We start from the raw sequence: 3,677 nt of genomic DNA, 5'->3' as shown, positions 1-3,677 counted from the left end.
GTGTTTATAAGCTGTTGTGAGGTTGTAGAGAGTGTAACTGTGTTCATGCCCGTCTGGCCCACCATGGGGCCTATTCTGAGCACATTTAACGGAATCTGATTGGCGCCCGAGCTAAAGCTCTGGGTTAAAGCCCTTACATACAAATTATAGGGTGTGGTTTTACTGATTTTGATATGCGCAGGCATTTGTTTGGAAACTCCTTGCTGATAATCATTTGCTGAAGAAAAGGCCAAAGAAACATTGGTTTGATTGGCTACAACTTCAGAAAGGTCGCTAACGGTAACTTGCAAATTACCAGAACGTGATGTTTGCAAAGTTCCGGAAGGATAGGCCGTACTAAGTTTGTTCCAGGTAAATGTAATGGGCACAAGGTAAGTTCCAGCCTGCACAAAGCTTTGCTTAAGGTTGGCTCCGGTGATGCTAAATGCAGCGTTGAGCACCTGATTGTTATTTGTTGGGACGCCTATTCCTGTAGTGGTAGTTAGTGCCTGACTGGTGGTAGACAAATTAATGGCTGTTGCAGTACCAATTCCGGTTAATGTTCCAGATACCTGGCTAACAGCCGATGAAGGTAGCTGATTATATGGCAAACTTGTATTAAAAGTAAAAAGGCTGCTGCCGGTTTGCAGGTTTAATATATACGGTACCGTATTGGATACGGATATGGTTTTTGTAACCGATAAACCATTTGCAGCACGGTAAATACTAAAACTATTCACTGGTAAATTAACGGTTCCCAATGTGACCTGAGGGGTCATAAATGCAGGAATAGTGATGTCGAAATTAGGAGTGGTTGGTGTAATCCGGTTAGGACTAAGCACGCCTGTATAAAATTGTATTGGCGTACGGTATATTCCAGCAACCCAGGTGTTTGCAGCTGAGTTGATACGGTAATCTACCACAAAAGCTCCGGATGAGAGATTTGCAAGCGCAGTATACATAACCTGATAGGCCGTGGTAAGTGTAACTTCGGTAGCCGAACCAAGAACCGAAAGTGAGCCAATACTTCGTATCTTTAAAAATGCCGTATTTAGTGGCACTGTTGCTGTTCCGCCTACAGTATTTGCAAAATTAGCTGTATTTGCTTTAATCTCAATAACAGGAATAAGACCTATAAGACCATTATAAGTTCCTGAATTTAAAGTTACAGTATAATTGCTGCGTGCCGTTATGTTGGCCTCAGGCAATGTTACAATTATCTGAGCATTAAGTGGAATACACACGCCCATATAAAGCAGCAAAATAAAACTAATATGTAACTTCTTTTTCAGCAACTTTTAAATCGTATTGGCTTCCCGCATCTAAAATCGCGACGGCTAAATAGTTTCCCTTCAGGTTGGCAGGTAAGTCCAGGTTTACCCATTGCTCTGCACCCGGAAGCATTGCAATAGCAATAGATTTTATAGGGATTTCTTCACCTGTATCTTTATTGGTGAGCTCAAATCTAACATAGGCGTCTTTATTGATCTGTCCGGAATTTTTCACCTTTACGGCCATTTTTCGGATACCAGTCTTGCTATTACCGGAAATGCCTTTGTCCACAAAAGCCAGGAATTCCAGGTCACCGGCAGGTAAACCCACTGGCATATGATAAACCTGAACACCAACCTCTATAAGCACATTAACACCTACTTCAGCCTGGTTTGGTTTTTTCTTCATCTGTTCTTTAACCTGTGTAAAAAAAACCATACTATGTGTTAACCTTTTGGAGGTGTCGTTCTTAGGGATTACCAGTGAGAGGTTTACTTCTTTTGTTTCTCCGGGTTTCAATCCAAAACTACCTGCTGAAAGCTGGATCCATTTTCCATTGGAATCTTTGATTTGGCCTACAGGGAAATAGCGTTTTGTTCCTGTTGAATCACGATCCCAATCCTTTATACCGGAGGTGAAGTTAAATTCATTTTTCGAATTGTTAACAAAGGTAATTGCTTGCGTAACGGTTTCGCCAGGCTCTCCTTTAAAAAGAATTCGCGAAGGGCTAACGGACAAGCCCTGACCATGTGCAAAACTTATAGTAAGGATTGGCAGCAATATCCAACTCAGCAAAACAATGTAATGCCTCGTTAATGAATCACAATAAGGCATCTATAACTGTGTTGCTGTATAGATAACCGTTGTAGAATATACCTCGTTTGCTTTACCTAACAAAGGAGCAGCATCCGGAATTGAATAGTTTACATTATACGTTGCTCCGGTAGTTGCTGTCGCATCCGATACCAGTTCGCCTGGTGTCATTGACAATGGTTGCATAGTGAGCGTTCCTCCATTTGCCGTTGCAGGATCAACACTTACCTGAACCACACTTAACGGAACAGCGGTTTGCGCCGGATATACGGTGAATTCAGCCTGAGCCGCAACAGTTATATCGTAATTCTGATTACTGATAACCGTAAAATGCCCAACCTTAGGTTGAGTTTGCGCTACGGTATAATCTGCAGCTGTAGCATACAAAAAGTTTACGGTAGGATCAGCACCAAGATCTATAGAGATTACTGGAGCAGTTAAATCAATATTTACGGTTACAGGCGCAGTCTGATCGGTCTGCGCGTTGGCTGTAATGCTGAAAAGTCCAGCAGAAAGCACTAAGGTTGCTAATAGGGATTTGGTTTTCATCTTAGGGAGATTATGTTCAAACTATAATTAGAACACAAAAGCAGACAAAAAGTTTTTTAAAATGATAAAAAGAATCTTTTCTTTATATTTATAAGGGTTGTACTTCATTATAAAAAACAGTAAATTCAACTTAACCAATGTAGGATACTATTGAATTTTAATTTAATGAATATAAATGGCCATATTTTGATACAAATAACCCTTTATTAAAATTCTCATTAGGTGAAATAATTTTATCCGTTTTATCGCTTGGACAATATTATAGGGATAAAAGAAAAGAGCAAGAAGAGGTGTTTAAAGAGTTTCAAAAACTTGGCAATTTCGATATCTGGCCATTTCTAAATCAGCAGGAGTATGACGAACAACTAAAACATCAGCCTTTTTTAATTGGTCAAAAATTGGGATGACGTAAAAGTCACCAGTTTATTTCTTGTACATTTTCTTTTGCTATCCTTTTGCTATTGTTTTGCTTCCCTTTTACTATTGTTTTGCCTGAGCAATACAGTGGTAGAATTAACGCCAAAATTAGACGATGTATCGGCCAAATCTGACTAACACTTAATATTCGTTTTTGGGTATATTCGTATATGGAATAATTAAGTTCCTGTTAAACAAATAGTTATGGCTCGATTAAAATCTCGGATACTAGGCCCAATGACAGGGAAACTAGCCTATTTGGTAGGTTACGAAAGACTTGGACAGCCCGTTCTAAGAATGAAACCCAAAAAACGTAAGAAAAAGAAACCAAGAACAGATGCTCAGAAAGCAGTGAATTTACGATTTAAAATAGTGAATTTATTTATTTCTGCGATCAATGATTTTACCAATGTTGGCTTTAAGCTTGATGTTGCCGGAACAACAAAAACCGCTCAAAACGGTGCTTCTTCCTATAATATCAGAGAGGCAGTTATTGGCGAATATCCACATCTTGAACTTGATTACACAAAAGTGATGATTAGTAAAGGTGAGTTACCATGCCCGATAAATCCGAAAGTTGAACTTGAAAACAATGTTTTGACTTTTAAATGGCATGTAGACCCCCTATGTGGTTATCCACTCAACAG

The 3,677-nt window shown here is 39.4% G+C and carries 4 protein-coding genes; 1 reads left to right on the top strand and 3 read right to left on the bottom strand.

What is annotated here, in order from left to right:
• The 3 genes from AC1DG9_RS25060 to AC1DG9_RS25050 form a co-directional block, all read right to left on the bottom strand.
• Window positions 1-1,274: hypothetical protein (locus tag AC1DG9_RS25060; protein ID WP_477635462.1), on the bottom strand; the 1,274-nt coding region annotated here is incomplete at its 3' end.
• Window positions 1,249-2,085, bottom strand: coding sequence for a fimbrial biogenesis chaperone (locus AC1DG9_RS25055; RefSeq protein WP_288879453.1), 837 nt, complete (start codon window positions 2,083-2,085; stop codon window positions 1,249-1,251). The genes AC1DG9_RS25060 and AC1DG9_RS25055, both read right to left, overlap by 26 nt.
• Window positions 2,086-2,613 carry a hypothetical protein gene (locus AC1DG9_RS25050; protein ID WP_337716341.1) on the bottom strand — a complete coding sequence of 176 codons (528 nt, stop codon included), beginning with the start codon at window positions 2,611-2,613 and terminating at the stop codon, window positions 2,086-2,088. It abuts the gene before it with no gap.
• 621 nt (window positions 2,614-3,234) lie between these two features.
• Here AC1DG9_RS25050 and AC1DG9_RS25045 point away from each other — a divergent pair.
• Window positions 3,235-3,677 (top strand): DUF6266 family protein (locus AC1DG9_RS25045; RefSeq protein WP_477635461.1); only part of this gene is annotated, 443 nt, incomplete at its 3' end.

This window comes from Pedobacter sp. 05L430 (assembly GCF_056397585.1).
Note: the sequence above shows the minus strand (reverse complement) of the source record. Positions and strands in the feature narration are given on the sequence as shown.